Source organism: Pseudarthrobacter sp. J1738, from assembly GCF_050490315.1.
Classification (GTDB): domain Bacteria; phylum Actinomycetota; class Actinomycetes; order Actinomycetales; family Micrococcaceae; genus JBNPEO01.
This window is the reverse complement of record NZ_JBNPEO010000001.1, coordinates 654303-679569: the sequence shown is the minus strand read 5'-3', so window position 1 is coordinate 679569 and position 25267 is coordinate 654303. Positions and strand designations below refer to the sequence as shown.

Here is a 25267-nt window from a genome sequence, read left to right as displayed (position 1 = left end):
AAACGTCCGGACAGCTCTCGGTCCAGCAAACGCAGGATTCACGGTGAGCTTAGAAGCCTGCGAAGGTGCTTTGCCCGTTCACAGCCACCACATGGAATGCCTCGGCTAACCTTCCCTCGCCCAAGCCACCGCGGGCGGCGGTGTCTTCCAGACCTTGGCGGACCGAACGGTCCATCGCAGTTAGATCCGGATGTTGGCTGGCATGGATTCGAATCGCTGCGAGTTTGGCCTCCACATGTTCGGTGACGTCCACAAAATGGTTTTCTAGCTCTTCCGGACCAGCCATCAGCCAGAGCCAGGGAACTTTGTACGCTTCCAGCCCACGCTCGGCGAGTTCGGGGTACGCAAAGGGGTTCTCGGCGGCAGGATACACGGCTCGGGTGACTGCCTCGCCAACCGCAAGGTGATCTGGGTGGGACTTTTGGATGCGTGCCCAGTTTCGCTGCGGGTGCATGGAAAGTACGACGTCGGGACGGATTTCCCGGATCAGTGCCACTACTTCAGCAATCACCGAATGATCCGGGGTGAGGTAACCGTCGCGGCGGTGCAAATAGTGGACGTTTTTCACCCCCACAATCTGTGCAGCTTGAAATTGTTCAGCAGCTCGTTGGGCGATGATCGCTTCACGTTCGCGTGGCTCAAAGCCGCCGGCGTCGCCGTCGGTCATCACACAATAGGTGACTTCAACACCTTCGGCGGTCCATGCTGCAATGGTTCCGGCCGCGCCAAAGTCAACGTCGTCCGGGTGGGCAGTGAAACACAAAACCCGTTCGACCCTGTGATTCGAGCCGAACGGGTCCGTGGTGTGCTGAGTCAAGATTTAGCCTTTGCGCTTCCGGATTTCTTCGATGGCTTGTGGCAGAACCTGAAAGAGGTCACCCACCACACCAAAGTCAGCAATCTCAAAGATGGGTGACTCAGCGTCCTTGTTCACCGCAACGATTACCTTGGAGGTCTGCATCCCAGCTTTTTGCTGGATTGCCCCGGAAATACCGACTGAAATGTACAGCTGCGGCGACACGGTTTTACCGGTTTGCCCCACTTGGAATTCGTGACCAATCCAGCCAGCGTCAGTAGCCGCACGTGAAGCACCGACGGCGGCACCCAGAACATCGGCCAATTCTTCAACCGGCCCAAAATCACCGTCCAGACCTCGACCACCGGCAACAATAATGCGTGCATCCGTCAGCTCGGGGCGTCCGGTTGCCGGGCGAGGTGCGCGATTGGTGATGCGGGCCGAAGAAGCCAAGGCGGCAGCGGGAACTTCAACTGTAGAAACATTTGCAGAACCCGGTGCTGATGCTTCAGACGGTTCAACACTGTTGGGCTTGAGGGTCAGAACGGCAATGCCCGTGCGGACCGTAGCCTGCGTGGTGTAAGAGCCGGCGAGCACTGACTTGTGTGCTGTGCCGTCAGCGTCGAGCTGAACAACATCGGTAATCACACCTGCACCCAAACGGATGCCCGCTCGTGCAGCGATCTCTTTGGACTCCGCAGTGTTTCCAAGAATGATTGCCGAGGCACCTACTCCTTGGGCTGCAGCGGCCACAAAAGCGGCCTTTGGCCCCACGAGGTAATCGCCCAAGTCAACCGAAGGCAACAGCACCTCTGCGGCGCCGTAACGTCCCAGGGTTGCTGAGGCATCGGCGTCGGGCGTTGTTGGTAGAGCAACAGCCAATTCGCCAAGGCCACGTGCGGCAGTCAAAAGTTCAAGGTGGCTCTTTTTCAGCTCACCCTCAGCGTCAATATATACAAGTACTTTTGCCATGATGATTACGTCCTAGCGTCCGGTTCAGATGAGCTTCTGGGCGGCCAAGAAGTCCGCGAGCGCAATGCCAGCGTTGCCGTCGTCATTGATAATGGTTCCGGCTGTGCGCGCCGGGCGCTCATTTGCCGAGGTCACTGCAGCCCACGAGCCGGCAGTACCCACCTGGGACGCATCCACGCCAACCTCAGCGAGACTCAAAGTCTGAGTCTTTTTCCGCTTGGCCGCGATGATGCCTTTGAAGTTGGGGTACCGGGGATCATTGGCCTGGTCGGTGACGGAGAGTACTGCCGGCAAAGTTGCTTGGACAGTTTCCGAATACAAGTCTGAATCACGGCGGATCGTTAGGGTGGATCCATCTAGTTCCACCGAGGAAGCAAACGTCAATTGCGGCAAATCGAGGCGTTCGGCGAGCATCGCCGGAACCAAGGAAGTTTCGCCATCGGTGGAGGCCATCCCTGTGACAATCAGGTCCACAGGAGCTTCTGCCCCAATCTTGTTGATAGCAGCGGCGAGTGCCAGCGATGTTGCAGCAGCATCGGAACCAGCTAGAGCATCGTCGCTCAAGTGGATTCCTTCGCTTGCACCCATCTGCAGCGCCTTCTTTACGGCGTTGGACGCACCAGCCGGGCCCATGGTCAGTGCAACAACAGAGTGACCTGACCCCGGCGCGGCGTCTGCGATCTGCAGTGCGGCCTCGAGTGCGTACTCGTCCAGTTCGGACAGAATGCTTTCGGAGCGGTCAGTGGTGTGACCAGGGCCGCTCAAGTGGCGATCAAATTGCGCATCAGGCACAAACTTGATCAAAACAACGATCTTCAACGTTTCTCCCACTGTCTCTTAAAGGCCACCGGTGCTGTACCGAGCCTGTCTTCGTCGGGTGTGTTCCAAGCTAACCACAAAGCCAGCTTGGTGGGCTTGAGCGTTAAGGTCCTTTTCGTCGCTGCGCTTAAAAGAACGACGGCGACCGACCCTTTTTCGGGGCCGGTCGCCGTCGTTCTTATTTCATTCTTACCGAACTATCTGCGACGAATGTCAGTTGGCCGCTTCCGTAAGTGTGACGTCAAATTCTTTGGTAGAACCGTCACGCTGGACGGTCACCTTGACGGTGCTTCCGGCAGCCTGTTCGCGAACAGCTGCTGTGAGTTCCTTGGGATCGCTGATGCTGTAGTCACCGAACTTGGTGATCACATCACCCTTTTTCAGACCGGCTTTGTCAGCGGCCGAACCACTAACAACTTCAGCTACAAGGCCTCCTACCGAGAAGGTAGAGTCGGCGCTAGTGGAGGTTTTTGGCTGAACACTCACACCGAACTGCCCGTGGGTGGCCTTGCCGTTGCTGATGATGTCTTGAGCAATTCGCTTGGCGTAGTTGATCGGGATGCTAAAACCAACACCGATGTTTCCGCTGCTACTACTGCTACTACTGCTGCTTCCAGACGAAGCTATAGCCACGTTCACACCTACAACTTCACCTTTGCTGTTGACCAAGGCACCACCGGAGTTTCCGGGGTTGATGGCTGCATCGGTTTGAATCACGTTGAGGTAGATGGAACTTGTAGCGGTTTGGCTCTGGTCTTGGCTGCTACCTGGCGGGGCAAAACGGAAGCCGTTGTCATCCTGGCCCTGGGAGCTGTCTGAACTTTGGTCAGGTGCCGCTGAAGACGCTACGGATATGGTCCGGTTCAGCGTGGAGACAATGCCGTCTGTCACAGTGTTGGTCAGGCCCAGCGGTGAACCGATGGCCACAGCGGTGTCACCAACATTAAGCTGGCTGGAATCTCCCAGAGTGGCTGGGGTCAGCCCTGAAGGATCAACCTTAATCACTGCCAGGTCAGAAAGCGGGTCAGTACCTACTACGGTGCCAGTCAGGACCTTACCCTCATTGGTACGTACTTCAATGGTGGCTTTCGCTGCCGTTCCATCCAAGGTCACCACGTGGGTGTTCGTCAGAATATGCCCCTGATCATCAATGATGATTCCTGATCCTGTGCCTGAGGACTGACCGCTCACTGCGCTGATGGTCACAACACTCGGAGATGCTTTGGCTGCAGCCGCGGTGATCGCATTAACAGAGTCCTTGTTGTTGACAATCACCGTGCTGGGCTGGCTGGACGTGGAAGCCGCGCTGGAAGTGTTTTGACCCCACAGCGCACTCCCGCCGGCGGCTACACCTCCGCCAACAAGACCCGCAGCAACAATGCACGCCACCAAAGTGCCAACACCAAAGCTGGCTTTGCGTTTGGGCGCAGAGCCCGGCATGGTGGCCACGGAGGCCGAAGTGTGCTGACTATATGGCTGCTGCCCATACTGAGGTGAGTAGTGCGGGGCCGGCGGCGTAGTGGCATTGCCCCCAGCGTTGGCCGGTCCATTGAAGTTGCTCTGCTGTCCAGAGAAGGTTCCTTGCGGGGCTGGCTGCGGGTATACCGGCTGCGGCGGCGAGTAATTTCCGTTGGCTGTATTCTGCTGCTCGTGGCCCGCCTGTGCTGGGTTGGCCTGGGCTGGGTTCGCCTGGGCTGGGTGACGATCAAAACTCATGGTCGGATTTTCCAGGTGCGGGATCACCTCAGTGTGGTGCGTGGTTGGATCCTGGTTCGCAGCAGAGTCGGCCGCTTCGCCGGAATTCCTCGGTGCTGGATTCTCAGTCATGAAATTTCCTTTCGTCCTCCGTCTCACTAACTATGGTCAATGATTCTGGGGCAATGTCGGACGTTTGCTGGAAGTTGTCTGGGAACTTTTCCTGCGCTCAATCTACCCTTGTTCGCATTTCGCTTGTGGCATATTCGCTTCGGTGGACGCACCCAGTGCTGCACCATAGAATCAAGTTGAAATGCCACAGCGACCTGCGGCGAAACCTGTGCGTGGGGGCGCTGATGCATTCTGAACTGCTGTTCCGGCCTGGGACGGTACTAGCGTGCTGAAGGGTTACCCATGCGGTTACTGTTAAAACGAGTCCTTGCCACTATCGGGTTGACCGGACTCCTCTTAGTCCCGGCCGCTGCGGCGTTCGCCGAAGATCCCGTGACCATTCCCTCGGGTCAAAACATCACGGATAATTCCGGCGTGATCAAGGACAAGACCGCGGTCAATGATGCCATTCGAAAGCTCTACACCGATCACCAGATCAATCTCTGGGTAGTCACCGTTAAGACTTTCACCAACCCCACTGCTCCCACTGCATGGGCTAATGCCGTGGCCACCAAAAAGACGTTCAGTGCAAGCGATGTATTGCTAGTGATTGCAACAGAATCCGGCAACGGAACCATTGTGCGCGGGCCCAATTCCCCCATCACCGATTCGCAGCGCAATGATCTCCTCAAAAATGCCGTGTCCCCGGCTCTGAGCCAGGGCGTTAAGGATTACGACAAAGCCATCATCAACACGGCTACGCAAATCGGTGAGAGCCAAAGCGGCGGTGGCAGTGTTGCAGCACTCGTTGGTGGTGGCGTGGTGGTTGCAGGCGGCGCCGGAGCGTATTTGTTGGTCCGCAACCGGCGCAAAAAGGCAGCTCAAGCATCGAGCGCTAGCTATGGACCTCAGGGCGAACAGCTGGACCCATTGGCCGGGCTAAGCATTGACGAGTTGCGCAAACGCAGTGGTTCTTTGCTCATCGCTGCGGATGACGCCATCAAGTCCAGCGAACAAGAGCTTGGCTTCGCTCAGGCACAATACGGTGATGCTGCAGTGGGGAATTTCACCACGGCACTCGCTGAGGCCAAGGGCCACATGTCAGAGTCGTTCAAGCTGCAACAGCAACTTGATGACCACATCCCAGACACTGAAGAACAACAGCGCAGCTGGCTTGGCGAAATCATCCGACGCTCCGAAGCTGCAATCGCTTCCCTCAAGGAACAGAAAGCTGACTTCGATTCCCTCCGCGAGCTGGAGAAGAATGCCCCGCAGGCCTTGGCTTCGGTTGAAGCCGGCGCCACGAAGGCCACGGAACGAATCAATGCAGCCGAGCAGTCATTGACGGTGCTGCGGTCTAAATATGCCGAATCAGCCAGCACCCAGGTTGCTGACAACATCACTCAGGCGAAGGAACGTCTGAGCTTTGTCCAGAACGCTTCAGCAACGGCCCAGACCAAACTCGACGCTGGGGAGTCCAGTCTCGCCGCCGTGGCTGTGCGAGCAGCTGAGGAAAGCTTGGCTCAGACCAACATCCTCCTTGATGCCATCGCTAAGGTCTCCGCAAACCTGGATATCTCCCGCACCTCGCTAGACTCAGCGATAGCCGAGACTGAACAAGACCTGGCCCAAGCTAAGGCCATGACCGCGAACGGCCAGCACACTGAACTGGTGGGCCCGGTAGCGGGGGTAGAACAGGCTCTACAACAGGTCAAAACAGAGATGCAGGCTGGGAAGATTGACCCAACGCTGACCTTGCAGCGTGTTGAAACCGCCCACCAAGGTTTAGATCAGGCGCTCACGGGAATTCGGGACCAACAAGATCAGGCCCGGCGTGCCCAAGCCTCACTCCAGCAGGCACTGATGTCAGCCCAGGCTCAAATTAGCGCCACCACTGACTACATCACGGCTCGCCGTGGCGGTGTAGGCACCGAGGCTCGCACCCGCCTGGCGGAAGCGCAACGCAACGCTGACTATGCGCTGTCCATTTCCAAAACTGACCCGGTTACAGCGCTCAGCTACGCACAGCAAGCAAACGCCTTGGCTGCTCAGGCAGCCTCCTTGGCCCAGCAGGATGTGGATCAGTTTGGCCAGGGTTACGGTAACCAAGGCTTCGGCGGTGGAATGTTCGGTGGCCGCGGCAATGGTGGAGGTCTGGGTGGCGCCATCCTCGGCGGCATCTTGATCAACTCGATTCTCAACGGCGGAAATCACAGTGGAGGCGACTCCGGCTGGGGTGGAGGCGACTCTGGCGGAGGCTGGGGCGGTGGCGGAGGCTGGGGTGGAGGCGACTCCGGCGGAGGCGGCGGCTGGGGCGGCGACTCCGGCGGCGACTTCGGTTTCTAGGTTCAAATCATCCGCGGCTGGTCCCCGGTTCCACAGGGAACCAGCCGCACCAATAGCTAGGCATCTATGCGTCACCACGGCGCAGATGTATAGAGGAAGTACCCAATCGGGTAGCTGAGACCAGCACCCGCTCTGAGCAGGACGAAAGGGATCACCATGGTAAAGCAGTCCATTTTTGGCCGGATCGCACAGTTGGCAAAGGCGAACATCAACGCCATTCTGGATCAGGCCGAGGATCCGCAGAAGATGCTGGATCAAATGGTTCGTGACTACACAAACAACATCGCCGAGGCTGAGTCCGCCGTGGCACAGACCATTGGCAACTTGCGCCTACTTCAGGACGACCACACCGAGGACGTCAAAAACGCACATGACTGGGGCAACAAGGCACTTGCAGCATCACGCAAGGCTGACGAGTTCCGTGCTGCTGGCAACGATGCAGATGCCACCAAGTTCGACAACCTCGCCAAGGTTGCCTTGCAGCGTCAAATGTCGGCCGAGAACGAGGCCAAAGCTAACGAGCCCAACATCGCTTCGCAGACCGAGGTTGTAGACAAGCTCAAGTCTGGCCTGGACCAAATGAAGGCCAAGCTCAACGAGCTGACCAGCAAGCGCAATGAACTGGTGGCTCGGTCCAAGACAGTTGAGGCTCAGTCTCAGGTTCACGATGCCATTAAGAGCATCGACATCCTTGACCCCACGAGTGAGATTGGCCGCTTCGAGGAGAAAATCCGTCGCGAAGAAGCAAAAGTCCGCGGTCAGCAAGAGCTGGCATCTTCAAGCTTGGACGCCCAGTTCAACCAGCTTGAAGACCTCGGTGAGCAGACTGAAATCGAAGCCCGTCTTGCTGCTTTGAAGCACGGCGGCTCCACCCCAGCGTTGGGCGCATCCGCTCCGCAGACTAGCCGTTCCACCGTGGACGAAGCTGACTTCGACAAGCTCTAAATAGCACTCAACAAAACGATCGTCGCCCGGCTCCTGCTGCCGGGCGACGATCGTTTTGTGCTTTATCACTTTTGTTTTGCTGCCCTGCTGAGATTCACCGTGGCTTAGAGCTGGCTGCGCTAGAGCGCAGCAGCAGCTGCCCGGCCCGCCGTTCTGCCAGTCAACATGCAACCACCCAAAAAAGTCCCCTCGAGGGCGTTGTAACCGTGGGAGCCTCCCCCACCAAAGCCGCTGACCTCACCTGCCGCGTAGAGCCCGCTAATCACTTTTCCGTCTGAGTTAAGCGCACGTGAGGACAAATCGGTTTGGATTCCGCCGAGTATTTTGCGAGTGAGAATGTGCAGCTTTACACCGATCAGCGGGCCGGCCTTGGGATCAAGAATTCTGTGCGGTGCGGCGACGCGGGTGAGCCTGTCGCCAAGGTACTTACGGGCATTATGAATCCCCATCACTTGCGCGTCCTTGCTGAACGGGTTGCTCATCTCCCGGTCTCGCTGCTCTATGTGGGCCCTAAGAGTGGCCACATCCAACAATTGCTCCGTGGTCAGAGCGTTCATTTGCGGGACTAGCTCCTCAAGTGAGTTAGCCACCACAAAGTCCGCCCCATAAGTCTTGAACGCTTCCACAGGGGCTGGAGCTCCCTTGCCCAGCCGCGCCTTAAGCAGCAGCTTAAAGTCCTTGTTGGTGATGTCCGGGTTTTGTTCGGAACCTGAGAGCGCGAACTCTTTCTCAATCATCTTTTGGGTCAAAATGAACCAAGAGTGGCTGTACTGCGCGATCGCCGGGTCCGTCCGCAGTAATCTCAACGTGCCTAGGGTGTCATAGCCTGGCAGCCCGGGAGCGGGAAGCCGCCGTCCCCGCGCGTCAAACCACATGGACGAAGGGCCTGGAAGTATTCGTATTCCGTGTTGAGGCCACACTGGGTCCCAATTCTGGATTCCCTCTGTGTAGTGCCACATCCGGTCTTTATTAACCAGCCGCACGCCACTAGATTCGGCAATGTCCAGCATTCGCCCGTCCACGTATTCGGGGACTCCAGTGATCATGGTGGCGGGCGGCGCGCCAAGCCTCGCCGGCCAATTGCGGCGCACCATCTGGTGGTTTCCGCCCAGCCCGCCGGTGGTCACAATGACCGCTTGAGCGCTGAACTCGAAATCCCCCACTACTTGCGAGTTCGACGGCGAACCGCGCCTTGCCGTCTCAGGCGCAAGGACCGCTCCGGAGACCGAGGTGATGGCGCCGTCGTGCATGCCGAGGTGATCAACCCGGTGGCGAAAAGCGAACTGCAATTTGCCTTCCGATGCTGCCGCTCGAGCCTTTTCAACGAACGGCCCAACAACCCCTGTGCCGGTCCCCCAAGCAACGTGGAACCGCGGCACCGAGTTGCCGTGGCCGCCAGCTCTGCCGTCCCCACGTTCAGCCCAACCAACCATGGGCGTGAAACTCACCCCCTGCTCACGTAGCCACGATCGCGCCTCCCCGGCGGCAAATTCAACATAGGCACGGCCCCACTGGGAGGCCCACTCGTCTTGGGGAAGTGGCCCGTCCAAACGATCCCAAGCTGCACTCCCTTGCCAGTCCTGCCAGGCAAGGTCAAAAGAATCCTTCACCCCAAGCCGCCGCTGTTCGGGAGTGTCCACCAAGAACAACCCGCCAAAAGACCAAAAGGCCTGGCCACCCAGGTTCGCTTCGTTTTCTTGATCTACCAGGAGCACGGTGTGGCCAGAGTTGATAACTTCGTTGGCTGCCGCGAGCCCGGCAAGGCCGGCCCCAATAACTATCACATCAGCTTTCATCGTCAGCCTTTCAATGGGCTTGGTGGCGCAGGATTGAATCTACTCAGCCCCGGTGACTAGTGCCTCTGGTACCTCGGTTATCTGGAAATCAAGCCCAGCACCTTGGCTTTGAAGGTACACGAGGTGACTTGCGGTTTCGGCCATGGCTAGCCTCAATGCGAAAGAGCCGAGGGAGTCAAATCCTCGGGACCAGGTCAACTTGCTTGCCACATCCCACACGTTCCTTGCTGTTCCCGAGTTAATGACGCTTTGTACTTCAGCGGACCTAGCCAAGGTGTGTTGCCGCAGCTCGGCAAGACGTTGACTCAGACCATCAAAACGATATTCGTGAGCTGGCAAAACTTCCAGAGCCGTGTTCGCGTCTTGCCTTTGGAGGTTTTCAAGGACATCCAGAGAGGAGAGGTAGTCGGCTACAGGGTTGATGGGCGAGTGCATTTCAAGGGATATATGTGGAGTGATTCGAGGAAGAATATGGTCCCCCGTGAGGAGAAGGTTGTTTTTCTCATCAAAGAGACAAATGTGCCCCGGGGTGTGGCCAGGGGTTGCGATGACCCGTAGCCTCAACCCAGCGGCCGGAACATAGGCGCCATCAATGAGCCGGAGTTGAGGTTCCTGCATCCGTGCCATCTGAGCCCAATCCGCTGCACCAAAGGTGACTTCCCTGAGGCGATCTGCCGGCACACCCCAATTCCGGTACCGCTCAGCATCCTTGATTGCATGTTTGTCAGCATCGGCGGCCCAGCCCGAGGGTAAAACCTCTTGCTCCCCAAGCGCCACCCATGCTCCGGACGCAGTCCGCAAACGTGAAGCGAGACCAAGGTGGTCTGGGTGCAAGTGAGTCACCACAATTCCACTAACGGCTTCGGTTGATACCCCGGCAATAGCCAGCCCCTGGGTCAAGGCTTCCCAGCCCTCGGCTGACGCCCATCCAGGATCAACCACCACAACTGAACCGGAACCGGCGTCCTCTCCAATGAGCGCATAACACAGTGTGTATCGCATGGGGTTGTTGGGGAACGGTACCGGAATTGACCACACACTCGGCCGGACTTCTTCCACCGGTGGGAGCACTTTTTGGCGCCACGCCTCGAATTGCAAGTCCCCGGTGACGGTAATCATTTCCTCTGCCATTGCTTTAACACATCCTCTAAAGTGACCCCAGTTTCTGTGGCTGAAATTTCTGAGACGGGGGATTCTGTGGCTCGGGTCTCTGGAACTTGAACGGCCGACGGCGTCCGGGAGAATCGTGGGGCAGCTGCGGCAACAATATTCGCGCCGTCGCCGTGGAGAGTCTCGCGGGCCACCACTTGTGGTGTGAGGGCGGCCTCGCCAAAGCTCAACACGGGGGTGACACACGCATCAGTATCCCGGAACAGTTTGTCCCATTCGTCCCGGCTGCGCTGGGCAAAAGCCTGGGCGAACAGTTCGGTGATGAGCGGCCAATTGGCCGGGTTGATGCGTTCAGGGACGGATCCTGTTGGTTCTGCGCTGCTTATGGGTTCTCGGCTCCCTGCAGCCTGCTCACGAAGCCCCAAACCAGACAACAGCTCAGCATAAAAGGGGTCTTCAATGGCGCCCACAGCAACAAATTGTCCGTCCGCACACCGGTAGCAGCGGTAGTAAGGGGCTGCCCCGTCCAAGAGGTTACTGCCACGGGTGTCAGTCCACATCCCCACCGAGCGCAGCTCCAAAATCAGTTGCGAGAGCATACCTATTCCGTCCAGCATGGCCGCGTCCACCACTTGCCCCATGCCGGAATATTCCCGCTCCACAAGTGCCGCCAAAATGCCGGTGAGGACCAGCATGGATCCCGCACCAAAGTCCCCCACCAGATTTAGCGGCGGGACGGGATGCTCGGCGGGACCAACGGCGTTGAGCGCACCGCTGAGGGCCAGATAGTTGATGTCATGCCCGGCCCTGGCAGCCAGCGGCCCGGACTGACCCCAGCCGGTCATCCTGGCGTAGATGAGTCGCGGATTTCCCTCCAAGAACTCTGCCGGCCCCAAACCCAAACGCTCGGTGGTGCCTGGCCGGAAGCCCTCGAGTAGTACATCGGCCTCGTTGATGAGTGAACGCACCTTCGCGAGCGCGGCGTGGTCTTTCAGGTCCGCCCGCACAGTGGTGCGTCCGCGCTGGAGATGAGTATCGACGTCGTACCCTCCAATAAAAGGTGCCGGGCCCACGATGCGGACCACGTCTGCTCCCATGTCCGCAAGCATCATGGCAGCGTGCGGCGCTGGTCCCAGCGCCGCAAGCTCCACCACTTTCACACCCTGCAAGGGTCCTGACATTATTATCCTTGTTCGCCGTCTGAGGCTGCGGCTTTTTCCCGTGCGTACGTTTCGCGCAAGTCCCGCTTGAGGATCTTTCCGGCACCTGACATCGGCATGGATTCAGGGAATGCGAAGCTGCGAGGAACCTTATAGCCGGCAATGTGTTCGCGGCAGTGGGCCTGGAGTTCCTCCACGGTAGGTGCTGCGTCCGGCGCCAAAATCACCACTGCGTGCACCCGCTCCCCAAAGCGTTCATCCGGCACACCAATGACTGCAGAGGACGCGACGGCGGGATGCTTGCTCAGCGCGTTCTCTACCTCGGCTGAGTACACGTTTTCGCCGCCGGTGATGATCATGTCCTTGAGTCTGTCCACCACGTACACAAATCCTTGGGCATCAAGGTAGCCAAGGTCCCCGGTGTGCAGCCACCCATCTTGGAGGGCCGCGGCAGTCTGTTCGGGGTTATTCCAGTAGCCGAGCATCACGTTGGCACCGCGGGCACAGATCTCGCCCACTTCACCGCTGGGAAGTTCCGTGCCGTCCGCGCCCAATACCGCGACTTGGCAGTGCGGTGCTGCACGGCCTCCCGAGCGCAGAGCGTCGCCGTGGTGGTCGTCCGGCAGCAATAGGGTGATCACGGGCGCGGCCTCCGTCTGCCCGTAAGCCTGAGTCATCCGCACACCTGGGAAACGCTCCATGGTCCGTTTCAAAACACCTTCAGAAATAGATGCACCACCGTAGAGCATGCGCTGCATTGAGGACAGATCGTAGTTCCCGGCATCGGGATGGTCGGTGAGGATCTGGATCATGGTGGGTACCAGCAAAACGTCGGTGGGCCGGTGCTTCTCGATTGCTTGGAATACGGAGGTTGGTTCGAAGAACGGAACCATCACGTGAGTGCCGCCCAAGATCGTGAGGCCGCACCACGCGGCAAGGTCAGCCAAGTGGAACATCGGCGCCGCGTGCAAGAATGTGGCTCCTGCGAACAACAATTCACTCGTGGCAACGGTGCCCAAGCCGGAGGTAACAAAGTTCGTGTGGCTGAGCATCACCCCCTTGGGGAATCCCGTGGTGCCACCCGTGTAGAAGACCCCAGCAAGGTCATCCCCGCGCCGGTATGCATCCTCGACTGGTTCATTCTGGGCCACGAGTTGTTCATAGGAGAGCATGCCTTCCGGGGTGGGTCCATCACCACAGTGGATCAAGGTTTCCAGTCCCGGGGTTTTTTCCTTCAAGGACTGGGCCATGGGGAGAAACGCATCGTCGATCAACAAAACCTTGGTGCCGGAATCGTTGAGAGAATACGCAATCTCGGTGGGGCTCCACCGAATGCTCACCGGGTTAACTGCCGCACCAGCCCACGGCACAGACAGAAGATACTCGGCGTAGCGGTCGCTATTGAGCGAGAGCATTGCCACCCGGTCCTCCGGCTGGACGTTGAGCTGCCGCAAAGCTCCAGCAAAGCGGGCGATCCTATCGGCATGCTCGGCGTAGGTCCGGGAACGGTCCTTGTAAATGGTGGCAATACCGTTGGGGTCTGCCTGAAGTGAACGATGAAGGCCTTGAGTGAGATACATTGCGGCTCCTTAAGAAATCGACGCTGATTCTTTGTGGCGGGAGTGCCAAATGATTTTGGCTAGTGACCTGTGAACCTTGCTGAGCGCCCCTCCCCCATGGCTTGAACGGCTTCTAGCAAGTCTTCGCTGTGAATAAATGAACTATTCCAAAGCGCCACGTGACGCAGTCCCCGGGCAATGTGTTCTTCACGATCCTCGTTGAGCACGGCTTTGGTTCCGGCCACGGCTAGCGGCGAGTTAGCCGCGATCTCCCCGGCCATCTGGATGGCGGCAGCCAGTGCTTCCTCGGGTGTCCCCAGAACCTCGTTGACCAGGCCGATCTTTTCGGCATGGGCAGCGTCAAAGTCTTTGGCTGTTAGTGCCAACTCCCTTAAGTGGCCTTCACCGATGATGCCGCGCAGGCGTTGCAAGCTACCAACGTCGGCGACGATCGCCAGCCGTGCTTCGCGAATGCTGAATTTGGCGTCTTGGGATGCCACCCGCACATCTGCCGCGCTAATCAGGTCAACTCCGCCACCAATGCACCAGCCGGATACTGCTGCAATCACTGGTTTCCGGCACACAGCCACCGAAGTGATACTGGCTTGGAGTGTGCTGACCAAAGCCAAGAACCCGCTGCGATCCGCCGCTGTGGATGTTGGTCCCCCACCTATGCCAGCAAGCCACGGCCCCAGTACGCCCTGAACATCAAGGCCCGTGCTGAAGTGCTTACCTTGACCGGCGAGAACCACAGCGCGAACCGAGGTATCGGCATCGAGCGCGGCAAAAATTTGCGGCAGCCCAGCCCAAAAGTCCTGCCCCATCATGTTGCCGCGGCCAGGGCCAAGCAACTGCACGACGGCGACTTCCGGGTTTTTATCCCGCGTCACCGAGAACGCTTTCCACTCGCGGTCAAACACACCGCCGGCAGGCTCAGGCACCAGGCGCATCAGTAGTGGCCGCCGTTCTCGGCCTTTTCCACCAGCGACGCCGGCGGTTCGAATTGCTCACCGTAACGGGCAGCAAGCTCACGGGACCTAGCCACAAAACCTGGCAATCCGCCGTCGTAACCGTTGATGTACTGAAGCACACCGCCAGTCCATGCGGGGAAACCAATACCCAGCAGCGAGCCAATGTTGGCGTCCTCGGCACTACGCAGAACACCCTCGTCCAGGCACCGAACAGTCTCCAGCGATTCCGCGAAAAGCATCCGCTCCTTGATGTCCTCAAACGGAATCTGGGCTGTGCCACCAAAGTTTTCCTTGAGCCCTGACCACAGGCCGGTTCGGTGGCCGTCCGCATAGTCATAGAAGCCTGCACCGGCGAGTTTTCCCTTGCGGCCGAACTCCTCGATCATCTTGTCCACGATGTTGTACGCAGCGTGGTGACGGTACTTCTGCTGGCCGTTGTCGGCTTCGAGCCCAGCCTTGGTTTCCTTCTGGATCTTGGACATCAAAGTCAGGTTGAGTTCATCGGAGAGTTGCAGTGGTGCCGCCGGGTAGCCTGCTTGCAGACCCGCCTGTTCAATCGAAGACGCCGCGACGCCTTCACCCAACATGGCGATGGCCTCATTCATAAACGTCCCGATCACCCGGCTGGTAAAAAATCCACGCGAATCGTTGACCACAATCGGGGTTTTGCCGATTTGCTGGGCGAGGTCGAACGCCCTAGCCAGGGATTCATCCGAGGTCTCCGTGCCAGCGATGATCTCCAAGAGTGGCATCTTGTCCACTGGGGAGAAGAAGTGCAGCCCAATAAAGTTCTTAGCTTCATTCACTCCCTCAGCGAGCGAGGAAATGGGCAAACTAGACGTGTTGGAGCCTAAGAGGGCATCCGGAGCAACAATGTCCTGGATTTCTTGGAACGCAACTTGTTTCACATTGACGTTCTCAAACACTGCCTCGATCACCAGATCACAACCGGCAAGATCAGTGGCCTGAGTGGTGGGGGTAATTCGGTCCAGCAACGTGGTGGCCTGCTCTTGGGTGGACCGGCCCCGGGACACAGCCTCTTCTGTGATGGCCTGCGAGTACGCCTTGCCACGCTGGGCTGCTTCGAGTGAAACATCCTTGAGCATCACCTCGATGCCCGCCTTGGCACAAACGTAGGCGATACCGGCACCCATCATCCCGGCACCCAGAACTGCCACCTTGGTAGCGGTGCGCTGGGGGAAGCCTTCGGGGCGGCTCAGACCTGAATTGATGCTGGCCATGTCAAAGAAGAATGCCTTGATCATGTTGGTGGAGACTTGCCCCGTGACCAGCTCAACGAAGTAGCGGCCTTCGATCTCTTGGGCCGTCTCAAAGTCCACTTGCGTGCTTTCAACTGCTGCGGCCAGAATAGCCCGCGGTGCCGGATAATTTGCACCCTTGAGTTGCTTGCGCAGATTCGCTGGGAAGGACGGAAGATTCGCAGCGAAAGCCGGGGAGGAGGGGGTTCCACCAGGAATCTTGTAGCCCTTAACGTCCCACGGCTGCGAGGACTCAGGATGGGAGGCAATCCATGCTTTGGCAGCCGGGATGAGCTCCTCCACGGTATCCACTACGTTATGAACCAAACCCAGTTCGAGAGCCTGTGCTGGCTTGTACTTTTGGCCCTGCAGCAAGAGCTTGGTGACAGCTTCTTGGATCCCCATTAGCCGGACGGTGCGCACAATTCCGCCGCCGCCAGGCAACAGACCCAGGGTGACTTCTGGCAAACCAAGTACGGTTCCTCGAGTGTTAGCCACCACCCGGTAATGCGTGGCCAATGCGATTTCGAGACCACCACCGAGGGCAGCACCGTTGATGGCAGCCACCACCGGCACACCCAGGGTTTCCAGAGTCCTCAGCTGTTGCTTTATTTGCCGGCCGAGATCAGCAATGCGCTGTGCATCGTCCTTGGTGGCTGCCACCAGGTCTCTCAAATCACCGCCGGCGAAGAACGTCTTTTTGGCCGAAGTGAGGATCACGCCTTTCACGTTTTCCTTTTCGGCAAGCAGCCTGTCCACTACCGACTGCATCGAAGCGACGTAATCGGCATTCATGGTGTTCGCGGATTGCTGGGGATCGTCCATGGTCAGGACCACTACACCGTCGGCATCTTGCGCCCAGCGGATCATCATGCCTGTTTCTTGGTTCACGGTCATTTGGTTCACGGTCTTTGAGTTCGCAGTCTCGTTTGCCATCGCCCCTAAATCCTCTCCACCAGAGTTGCCACGCCCATACCGCCGCCGATGCACAGGGTGACCACCGCGCGTCGTTTGTTAGTCCGTTCCAGCTCATCCAGCACAGTGCCCAGAATCATCGCCCCCGTGGCACCGAGCGGGTGACCCATGGCGATGGCACCACCGTTGACGTTGAGCTGCTCGTCCGGAATACCCAAGTCCTTTTGGTACTTCAAGACGACAGACGCGAAGGCCTCGTTGATCTCGAACAGGTCAATGTCCTCCACACCGAGGCCTGCCTTCGCAAGGAGTTTTTTGGTAGCCGGAGTGGGGCCCGTGAGCATAATCGTGGGGTCGGCGCCGGACGTTGCGGTGGCCACAATCCGCCCTCGCGGCTTAAGACCTAGCCGCTCCCCAACTTCCGCGCTGCCCATCAGAACCAGCGCAGCGCCGTCGACAATTCCCGAGGAATTACCGGCAGTGTGCACGTGATCAATCGACTCCACGTGGTGGAACTTTTGAAGTGCGACGGCGTCAAAGCCACCAGCCGAGCCCATCACCTCAAACGCCGGCCGCAATGCGGCCTGAGATTCGGGAGTGGATTCAGGGCGCATGTGCTCGTCATGGTCCAACACCAGTAAGCCGTTTTGGTCCCTGACTGGGACCACTGAGTTCGCAAAGCGGCCCTCTGCCCAGGCCTGGGCGGCGAGCTTCTGCGAGCGCACCGCGTACGCATCAACGTCCTCGCGGGTGAACCCCTCCATGGTGGCGATCAAGTCGGCACCGATGCCCTGCGGAACAAAGTAAGCATCGTAGTTGGTGGCAGGGTCCATAGCCCAGGCTCCGCCGTCGGAACCGATCGGTACGCGAGACATAGACTCAACGCCACCGGCAATGATCAGCTGATCCCACCCGGAACGAACCTTTTGAGCCGCAATGTTTACAGCTTCCAATCCGGAGGCGCAGAACCTGTTGACTTGAACGCCGCCCACCGTGTCAGGCAACCCAGCAGCTAGCACGGCGGTCCGGGCAATGACTGCGCCTTGGTCCCCTACGGGTGAGACAACTCCCAGAATGAGGTCATCAATCAGAGTTTCGTCAAGGCCCGGGTTCCGTTCCCTCAGGGCGTTGATCAGCCCCACCACGAGGTCAATGGGTTTAGTCCCGTGGAGCGATCCCTTTTTGCCGCGTCCTCGCGGGGTACGGACTGCATCAAATACGTAGGCTTCTGGCGGCGTTGTTTCACTCATGGGTTTTCCTTCCACATCACAGCGAGCGGGCGATGAGTTCCTTCATAACTTCGTTGGCGCCGGCGAGAATCCGCAGCACCCGGTTGTCGGCGTACATTTCGGCAATGGGGTACTCGGTGGAGTACCCGTAGCCGCCAAAGAGTTGTAGGCAACGGTCCACTACCTCGGAAGTTTTGTCAGTGATCCAGTACTTGGCCATTGACGCGGTGGCCGCATCGAGGCCGCCGGTGGTGTGCCGGGTTATACAGTCATCGAGGAAAACCCGGTTTACGCGGGTGATAGTGGCGCATTCGGCGAGTTCAAAACGGGTGTTTTGGAGTTCAAAAAGTGGTTTGCCAAAGGCTTCACGGGTTTTGGTGTAGTCAAGCGTTGCCGCAACCGCTGCTTCGCTGATGGCTTGGGCCAGGATGGCCGTAATCAGCCGTTCTTGTGGAAGCTGGGTCATTAATTGATAGAAGCCCTGACCTTCCCGGCTGCCATTTTTCTCGGTACCCAGGATGTTTTCGGCTGGGACCCGGAGTCCGTCGAAGTACAGTTCCGAAGTGTCTTGGCCTTTCAGGCCCAGCTTGGCGAGTTTGCGGCCGCGGTTGAACCCGGGTGGGTTGTCGCCAACCTCTGCTACCAAAAGTGAGATTCCCTTGGCGCCCTGACTGGTATCGGTTTTGGCGGCGATGATCACCAGATCACACAGCTGACCGTTCGAGATGAAAATCTTGGATCCGCTGATAACGTACTCGTCACCCTCGCGAACGGCTTTGGTGGTGATCGCCTGCAGGTCGGATCCGGTGCCTGGCTCGGTCATGGCGATGGCGCCCACCCATTCGCCGCTGCAGATTTTGGGCAGCCAACGTTTTTTCTGTTCTTCACTGGCGTAGGCCAAGAGATAGTGGGCCACAATGCCTTCACTCACGGCGAACCCGAGGCTGCCGGCGCCTGCAGTAGTTTGCTCTTGGAGGAGCACGGCGAGGTTAGCGAAGGTGCCACCGCCGCCACCGTATTCCTCAGGAATGGACATACCGGAGAGTCCCAGCTCCCCTGCTCTGGCATAGAGTGCTTTGTCCGGGAATCCTTGGGCTTTGAACTTCTCCTCGAGCGGGGCTACCTCTTTGACGAAAAACGTTGCGGCCAGCTCGGCTACATCGCGGAGATCTTCATCGATCCATGCTGACGACGTCGGAGTTATTGACATACCGCCAATAGTGCAAGACTATTGACAGCACGTCAATAGCCGTCTTGAACTTTTCCCCTCGGCCCGGAAGGCTGCCCATGACTACAGAGATTTCGGCACCATACTCCTCCATCACTTATGAGGTCACGGAGCGTATTGCAACGCTGACCCTGAACCGGCCAGAAGCCCACAATGGATATACCCTAACCATGGCCAGCGAGCTAGAGCACGCCTTCAAAGCAGCCGACGCCGACCCCGAAGTTTTCGTCGTAATCCTCACCGCCGCCGGTAAAGACTTTTGTGTTGGCGCCGATCTGAGCGGCGGCGGCTTTGACGTGAATGAAAAATCAGCAGGCGACGACTGGCAAGAGCCCGCAGGGCGGTGCTCCAAAACGATCTATGGAATGAACAAACCGGTGATCGCAGCGCTACGAGGAATCGCCGTCGGGGGCGGGCTGACCATAACTCTCTCGTGCGATTTCCGCCTAGCCTCCCACGACTCCCGTTTTGGTTTCCCCTTCAGCCGCCGCGGCATCTTCCCCGAAGGCGGATCTACCTGGTACCTGCCCCGGCTCGTTGGCGTCACCCGGGCCTCAGACTGGATGCTCACGGGACGCATCTTCGGCGCCGAGGAAGCCCTAAGTGCCGGCCTAGTGACCTCGGTGCACGCGCCGGAAGACGTGCTTGGCGCCGCCAATGACCTGGCGCATGACCTCATAAAGAACACTTCTGAAGTGTCCAACGCCGTGATCAAGCAAATGCTCAACAGGCTCAGCGGCCTTGAAACCCCATATACAGCCCACAGTGTGGACTCACGACTCATTGCAGGACTCCCCACGCACCAAGACGCCGTGGAAGGTGTGAAGTCCTTCCTCGAAAAACGCCACCCGGACTTCCCTCTGAGTGTCCCGCAGGATCTTCCCGCGTGGCTTCCATGGATCGACGGCGAGCGGAGTTGATGAGCCCCACCCCAGCCGAAGCACCGCTTGCTGAACAGCGCCGTAGCCGCCTCTCCCCCGATGAGCGGCGGCAGCAGATCTTCGAATGCGCGCAGCGACTGTTTAATGAGCGCCCCTACGAGGACGTCTCGGCTACCGACATTGCCATTGAAGCCGGCGTGGCGCGCGGCCTGATCAACCACTATTTCGGGAACAAGCGCGGCCTGTACCTTGAGGTCATCAAAGTCAGCTCAACAGTTTCTGAGCTTGCCATGGCTCAATTGCCCAATAGCACACTGGCCGAGCGGATCGACAGTGCCGTGACGTGGTTTCTTGATTCAGTGCAAAAATCCGGCTCCACGTGGCTCCCGCTGGGATCTGGGGCGCTCGGGCGGGACCCTGAGCTTGAAGAAGTCCTGATTTCAGCCGAGAACGAGTCAATTGAGCTCCTAATGGAGGCGTGCGGCCTGGCTGATCGACGCGTCAACCAGCAAGAGATCCGGGCGCTCTTCCGTGTTTTTGCGCAGCTGGCTCGAAGCGGCGCCCGCGAATGGCTTTTGCGCAAGACCCTCACTCGCAGCCAAGTCCACGCGTTGCTGGCTGGCACACTCCAAACAATCGTCGAGGACGCAGTCCCTGCACTCTAGTTCCCGGGTTCTCGCTACATTTTTGGACATCCGCAGCCTGGATCGGCGCGCGAGTGTCCAATTTTGTAGCGCTGGTTAGAACAAAACGGCCCGGTCAGTGTTTCCACTGACCGGGCCGTTTCCTTGGTTGCGGGGACAGGATTTGAACCTGTGACCTCTGGGTTATGAGCCCAGCGAGCTACCGAACTGCTCCACCCCGCGTCGCAAGAACTAGTCTACCGCAGTGAAGCACAGGCAGATTACCGCCGTGCCACCGTGAAGTGCCACGGCGTAACCCCACCCCTGAACAATCGTGCTCAGACGCGAAAAAACCCGGAAGAAAATCTTCCGGGTTTTTCTCATTGGTTGCGGGGACAGGATTTGAACCTGTGACCTCTGGGTTATGAGCCCAGCGAGCTACCGAACTGCTCCACCCCGCGTCGCAAGAACAACACTACCGGCTGGGAAACTTCAGGCCAAATCCTGGTGACGTGATCTGTGTCTCCCAGCCGGTGTGCCGCGTGTTTTAGCGGTTGTTCTACTTGTTACTTGGTGACGGTGACGCAGAGTCCGACGGCGTGGCCGACGGTGATGCGCTAGGGCTCGCCGTCGAAGTTGCAGCGGCGGCTGGGTCGAGCTTAGCCTCAGCGTCCATGGCCTTCTTCAGCGCCGCGTCCAACTTCTTTTGCTGCTCGCCATAGGCTGCGAAGTCGCCGGACTTCAACGCAGCTTGACCATCCTGAATAGCCTTATTGGCTTCATCAAGAGCAGCCTTCAGATCCCCCTTGGGATCCGCGTTGGGATTGGTAGTTGTTCCTGATGTCCCCGGCGCGGTGGGTGTCTTACCGTTGTTCGTAGCATCCCCCGCTGTTGCACCAGAGTCACCGCCGAAGAGCTGATCTAGGGCAGCGTCCAGGGTCGGAGCAAAACCAATCTTGTCACCGAAAGCAACAAGAACTCGCTGCAAGGTGGGGTACGCGGTGCTACCTGTTGACTTCAAGTACACCGGCTGGACATAGAGCAAACCACCACCCACCGGCAGAGTCAGTAGGTTTCCGTTGAGCACCTCGGAGGCGCCTTGACGCAAAAGGTTTAAGGCTTGGGAAACGGTGGGGTCTGAGTCAAAGCGGTTTTGTGCCTGGCCCGGCCCGGTGACTTGGGTATCCGTGGGCAGCTCCAGCAATTGCAGCTTGCCGTAGCTTTCTGCCTTCACCCCCTTGGTGGAACCGGCATCAGAATTAGCCGAGAGGAAGCCGTACAGAACGTTACGTGCGCTGTCTCCAACCACCTGAGGGATAAACGTGCTGGTGAGACGGAAAGCTGTTCCGGTTTCACCAGGCACTTGCAGTGACATGTAGTAAGGCGGCTGCTTGACCTGGTTGGCTGGATCCTTGACGGTGGGATCATTCGGTGTGGACCACGCATCGTTGTTGGTGTAGAAGCTATCCGGATCCGTTACGTGGTAGCGTCCCAAAAGCTCACGCTGAACCTTAAACAGATCCTCTGGGTAGCGGACGTGACTCATTAGATCAGCAGACATCTCCGAGTACGGCTTCACAGTGGTGGGGAAAACTTTCTGCCACGTCTTCAGTACGGGATCCTGATCATCCCAGGCATACAAATCCACTGAGCCATCGTATGCGTCAACGGTTGCCTTGACTGAGTTTCGTATGTAGTTCACGGACTCACCCGGGAGAGCCGCAACACGGCCGGCTGCAGTCTGGGAATCGCGGGTAGCGGAGTCCAACTCTTGCTGCTGGGAGTACGGGAAGTACGGGCTGGTGGTGTACCCGTCCACAATCCACTTCACACGACCATCAATGACGGCCGGGTAAGCATTCCCATCAATCGTCAAATACGGTGCAACCTTCTGAACACGTTCGCGAGGTGTGCGGTCATACAGGATCTGCGACTGCTCATTAACACCGTCAGAGAGCAGCAAGTCGGAGGACTGGAACTTCACAGCGTAAAGCAGTTTGTTGAACCAGTTACCTACGTTGGGACCACCATTTCCATCAAAGGTATTGAGGGTTTCACTAGTACCTTCGCGGCCAGCAGGCCGGTCTTGCTCGCGGTTCGGGGCGCCTTCAGGGGCTCCAACAATCGAGTAGCTGGGCGAGTTTTCGCCAAAGTAGATTCGCGGCTGGTAGCTCGTGTCATTGCCCAAAACACCCGTGGAAGGAATGCCATACTGCAAAAATTCCGGCTTGCCGTCTGAGGTGAATTTGTTGCCCTTGGCGGCCACTACACCGTAACCGTGGGTGTAGACGATGTGCTGGTTGTACCAAGTCTGCTGTGAGGCGTTCAAACCGCTGGGGTTCAGCTCACGCACGGCAATGACGGTGTCTTGAACCTTGCCATCGATCTTGTAGCGGTCAACGTTCAGCGTCTGCGGGAACTGGTAGTACGGGCGGTATTGCTCAAGCTGGCTAAATGCCGAAGAAATCAGGTTGGGGTCTAGAAGCCGGATACTTGCAGCCGTCTCGGCGTCGCCGCGCAAAGCTCCGGCAGTCGCCGTCGTGGTGGCGTTGTACGGCTTAACGGAGACCTTATCCAGGCCGTAGGCCGAACGGGTCATCTCGATGTTGCGTTGGATATATGCCTTTTCCAAGGTCCGCTCAGAGGGCCGTACCTGGAATTGCTGAATTGCCCACGGGTAGATGCCGCCGGCCAGGATTGCGGTGATGATCAACATGGCTGTACCGATCACCGGCAAACGCCAGCGGCCAATGACTGCGGCCACAATAAAGAGCACAGCAACAATCGCCGCGGCAATGGCCAAGATGGCCTTGGTGGGGATTACTGCCGAAACGTCCGCGTACAGGGCTCCAGCCCAACGGCCCGGGTTGGCATTAAGGACTGCACTATAACGGTCCAGCCAGAAATTCGCGGCGAGCAACAACAAAAAGAGCGCACCGGCAACGGACAGGTGAATCTGTGCTGTGCGGCTGGTGAAAATGCCGCGTTCTTGCAGGCGAATCGCGCCATACAAGTAGTGCGTCAGGAGTCCGGCAATCGTGGAGATGACCACAACGCTGATCAAAAAACCCACTAAAAAGCCCAAGAACGGCAGTGTCATGAGGTAAAAACTAATATCCAAGTGGAACTGCGGATCTTGCTGACCAAAGGGAACTTGGTTGATAAACATCAAAACGCGCTGCCATTGAGCCGCTGCAGCACTACCGGCAAACAGTCCAAAGAGTGCAGGAACACCAATCATCACTGCCCGGCGGATGGGTTCCAGCTGTGCCTGGTAGCGGTTCAGATTGTCCTGAATGCTCGAATCAGGCGCGTAGACCGGGCGTGACCGGTAAGCAATGCGGATCGAGAAAAACACTGCCAAGAACATCAGCGCGAACCCCACCAAGAAGGTCAGGATGCGGGAGATATTCTCGGTCAAAAATACGGAAATGAATCCCAATTGCTGATACCACAAAACGTCAGTCCAGATATTGGCGAAGAAGATAAATGCCACTACCAGCACCGCAACAACAATGAGGGTGGGAACTAGAGCCCCCCTTCGCGCGCGTTGATATGCGGGACCTGCGGGGCTGGCGTCTCTAGACAAGCTAGCTACCTCTTAGTGATGTGAGTGCCTTGCGCGCGGCCGCGCGCAACAAGCGGTGATGATAATTCGGGTACTTATGGCACGAGCCAAGAGCCCGCTAAGTTCCCACACCGTCAGTCTAGTTCGCTGAGCAACTTGGCAAAGCGGAAGTGTCCTTACCTTCTCCAGCAAGTCGAACTGCGTCCCGCGCCTCAGCCAAGGTCTCGACCTTGACCACTTGGAGCCCATCCGGGACGTGCCCCACAACGTCATTGCAGTTTGCTGCCGGTGCCAAAAACAGCGTTGCGCCTTGGTCGCGAGCGCCGTGCATCTTCTGGGCAATTCCGCCGATCGCGCCCACTTTGCCGTCCGGGGTGATGGTTCCGGTGCCGGCGACGAATTTCCCGCCAGTCAGCTCGCCCGGGGTGATGGTGTCAATCAGGCCAAGCGCAAACATCATTCCGGCGCTTGGCCCACCGACCTGGTCCAGACTGAACTTCACGTCAAAGGGGAACGTGAACTTGTACTCAAGCCCAATGCCCAGCAGGTAGCGGCCCTCAGAATTGCGGGTTGGCGTCACTTGAGCTGTGACATTTTTTCCGCCGCGAAGTACGACGACGGTTGCTGGCATTCCGGCGCCGGCTGCCAGCGCGTCTTGCACAACTTTCAGGGTGGTCACGTTGTGACCGTCAACGCTGAGCAGTTGATCCCCCACCGCCAGTTTTGATTGCGAAGGCGAGTTTTCCGAGAACCCAGCAACAATCAAGTTTTGCTTATAGGTGATCGCCAGCTCAGAGAGTGCGGCCGCCGTCGCATTTTCTTGTGAGGTGGACATGGCCACGGCACTTTCTTGGTCCGACTGCTCTTTCGTGACGCCGGAGGGGTAGATCATTTCCTGCGGGTACACAGCTTTGGCTGGATCCAACCAAGCTTGCAAGGCTTCCAAGATCGATACCGGACCGTTGGGGCCGCCGCTGACGTAGACGGTGGTCAGGTTGAGGTTTCCAGAGGTGGGGTAAGACTCGTGACCGGTGACTGAAATGACCGATTTGGTGCCATCTTTACCGAGGGTATTAAAGGTGGGGCCTGGCGATTCCACCACGTAAGGCACTGGTACCACTGCCGCGACGATGCCCAACACAACCGCCACTGCGCCGGTCACCAACATGGCCGTAAACCTGCGGTCCCGCTTGGTGTACGGAGCATTGTTGGCGTCCGGAGCATCAAGGTGATTACTCAGCTGTGTCATGGGGCCTTTCCCTGGCGAAACTTTAACTCTGTGTT

The 25267-nt window shown here is 58.2% G+C and carries 18 protein-coding genes and 2 tRNA genes; 4 read left to right on the top strand and 16 right to left on the bottom strand.

The window, feature by feature from the left end; all coding sequences use genetic code 11:
- Positions 1–49 precede the first annotated feature (49 nt).
- From ACQR35_RS03245 to ACQR35_RS03230, 4 genes are all read right to left on the bottom strand, one after another.
- Positions 50–820 (bottom strand): PIG-L deacetylase family protein, encoded by a 771-nt coding sequence (locus ACQR35_RS03245; RefSeq protein WP_430269250.1) that lies wholly within the window; start codon positions 818–820, stop codon positions 50–52.
- The gene (locus tag ACQR35_RS03240; RefSeq protein WP_430266578.1) at positions 821–1768 is read right to left on the bottom strand and encodes an electron transfer flavoprotein subunit alpha/FixB family protein; all 948 of its coding nucleotides are present in this window, start codon (positions 1766–1768) and stop codon (positions 821–823) included.
- A gap of 24 nt (positions 1769–1792) precedes the next feature.
- Positions 1793–2587 carry an electron transfer flavoprotein subunit beta/FixA family protein gene (locus ACQR35_RS03235; protein ID WP_430269176.1) on the bottom strand — a complete coding sequence of 265 codons (795 nt, stop codon included), beginning with the start codon at positions 2585–2587 and terminating at the stop codon, positions 1793–1795.
- 213 nt (positions 2588–2800) lie between these two features.
- Positions 2801–4414, bottom strand: a complete 1614-nt coding sequence (locus ACQR35_RS03230) for a trypsin-like peptidase domain-containing protein (protein ID WP_430269175.1) — start codon at positions 4412–4414, stop codon at positions 2801–2803.
- 282 nt (positions 4415–4696) lie between these two features.
- On the opposite strand from ACQR35_RS03230, the gene ACQR35_RS03225 reads away from it, so the two are divergent.
- Together ACQR35_RS03225 and ACQR35_RS03220 are read left to right on the top strand one after the other, a co-directional pair.
- Positions 4697–6739, top strand: coding sequence for a TPM domain-containing protein (locus tag ACQR35_RS03225; RefSeq protein WP_430269174.1), 2043 nt, complete (start codon positions 4697–4699; stop codon positions 6737–6739).
- A gap of 156 nt (positions 6740–6895) precedes the next feature.
- Positions 6896–7684, top strand: a complete 789-nt coding sequence (locus ACQR35_RS03220) for a PspA/IM30 family protein (RefSeq protein WP_430266574.1) — start codon at positions 6896–6898, stop codon at positions 7682–7684.
- A 119-nt stretch (positions 7685–7803) separates the two neighbouring features.
- Here the strand turns inward: ACQR35_RS03220 and ACQR35_RS03215 are convergent, their stop codons facing one another.
- Genes ACQR35_RS03215 through ACQR35_RS03180 form a run of 8 tightly spaced genes read right to left on the bottom strand, consistent with a single transcriptional unit; the run spans position 7804 to position 18893 of the window.
- Complete coding sequence (locus ACQR35_RS03215) at positions 7804–9480, bottom strand: FAD-binding dehydrogenase (RefSeq protein WP_430269173.1); 1677 nt, start codon at positions 9478–9480, stop codon at positions 7804–7806.
- A gap of 39 nt (positions 9481–9519) precedes the next feature.
- Complete coding sequence (locus ACQR35_RS03210; protein ID WP_430269172.1) at positions 9520–10611, bottom strand: MBL fold metallo-hydrolase; 1092 nt, start codon at positions 10609–10611, stop codon at positions 9520–9522.
- Positions 10596–11771, bottom strand: a complete 1176-nt coding sequence (locus tag ACQR35_RS03205; protein WP_430269171.1) for a CaiB/BaiF CoA transferase family protein — start codon at positions 11769–11771, stop codon at positions 10596–10598. The genes ACQR35_RS03210 and ACQR35_RS03205 overlap by 16 nt, the downstream gene beginning before the upstream one ends.
- A 2-nt stretch (positions 11772–11773) precedes the next feature.
- A complete protein-coding gene (locus ACQR35_RS03200; RefSeq protein ID WP_430269170.1) occupies positions 11774–13330 on the bottom strand; it encodes an acyl-CoA synthetase in 1557 nt (518 codons plus the stop codon).
- 59 nt (positions 13331–13389) lie between these two features.
- Positions 13390–14250, bottom strand: coding sequence for a crotonase/enoyl-CoA hydratase family protein (locus tag ACQR35_RS03195; RefSeq protein ID WP_430269169.1), 861 nt, complete (start codon positions 14248–14250; stop codon positions 13390–13392).
- A gap of 8 nt (positions 14251–14258) precedes the next feature.
- Positions 14259–16475, bottom strand: coding sequence for a 3-hydroxyacyl-CoA dehydrogenase NAD-binding domain-containing protein (locus tag ACQR35_RS03190; protein ID WP_430269168.1), 2217 nt, complete (start codon positions 16473–16475; stop codon positions 14259–14261).
- 5 nt (positions 16476–16480) lie between these two features.
- Positions 16481–17704 (bottom strand): acetyl-CoA C-acetyltransferase, encoded by a 1224-nt coding sequence (locus ACQR35_RS03185; protein ID WP_430266567.1) that lies wholly within the window; start codon positions 17702–17704, stop codon positions 16481–16483.
- A 16-nt stretch (positions 17705–17720) separates the two neighbouring features.
- A complete protein-coding gene (locus ACQR35_RS03180) occupies positions 17721–18893 on the bottom strand; it encodes an acyl-CoA dehydrogenase family protein (protein ID WP_430266566.1) in 1173 nt (390 codons plus the stop codon).
- A 77-nt stretch (positions 18894–18970) separates the two neighbouring features.
- Here ACQR35_RS03180 and ACQR35_RS03175 point away from each other — a divergent pair, with 77 nt between their 5' ends.
- Positions 18971–19831, top strand: a complete 861-nt coding sequence (locus ACQR35_RS03175; RefSeq protein WP_430266565.1) for an enoyl-CoA hydratase-related protein — start codon at positions 18971–18973, stop codon at positions 19829–19831.
- Positions 19831–20457, top strand: coding sequence for a TetR/AcrR family transcriptional regulator (locus ACQR35_RS03170; RefSeq protein ID WP_430266564.1), 627 nt, complete (start codon positions 19831–19833; stop codon positions 20455–20457). The genes ACQR35_RS03175 and ACQR35_RS03170 overlap by 1 nt, the downstream gene beginning before the upstream one ends.
- A 124-nt stretch (positions 20458–20581) precedes the next feature.
- Here the strand turns inward: ACQR35_RS03170 and ACQR35_RS03165 are convergent.
- The 4 genes from ACQR35_RS03165 to ACQR35_RS03150 form a co-directional block, all read right to left on the bottom strand.
- A tRNA-Met gene (locus ACQR35_RS03165) sits at positions 20582–20658 on the bottom strand.
- 141 nt (positions 20659–20799) lie between these two features.
- Positions 20800–20876 (bottom strand) — tRNA-Met (locus ACQR35_RS03160).
- Between the two features lie 98 nt (positions 20877–20974).
- Positions 20975–24004 (bottom strand): UPF0182 family protein, encoded by a 3030-nt coding sequence (locus ACQR35_RS03155; RefSeq protein ID WP_430269167.1) that lies wholly within the window; start codon positions 24002–24004, stop codon positions 20975–20977.
- Positions 24005–24122: 118 nt separating this feature from the next.
- A complete protein-coding gene (locus ACQR35_RS03150) occupies positions 24123–25232 on the bottom strand; it encodes a YlbL family protein (RefSeq protein WP_430266562.1) in 1110 nt (369 codons plus the stop codon).
- Between the last annotated feature and the right edge of the window lie 35 nt (positions 25233–25267).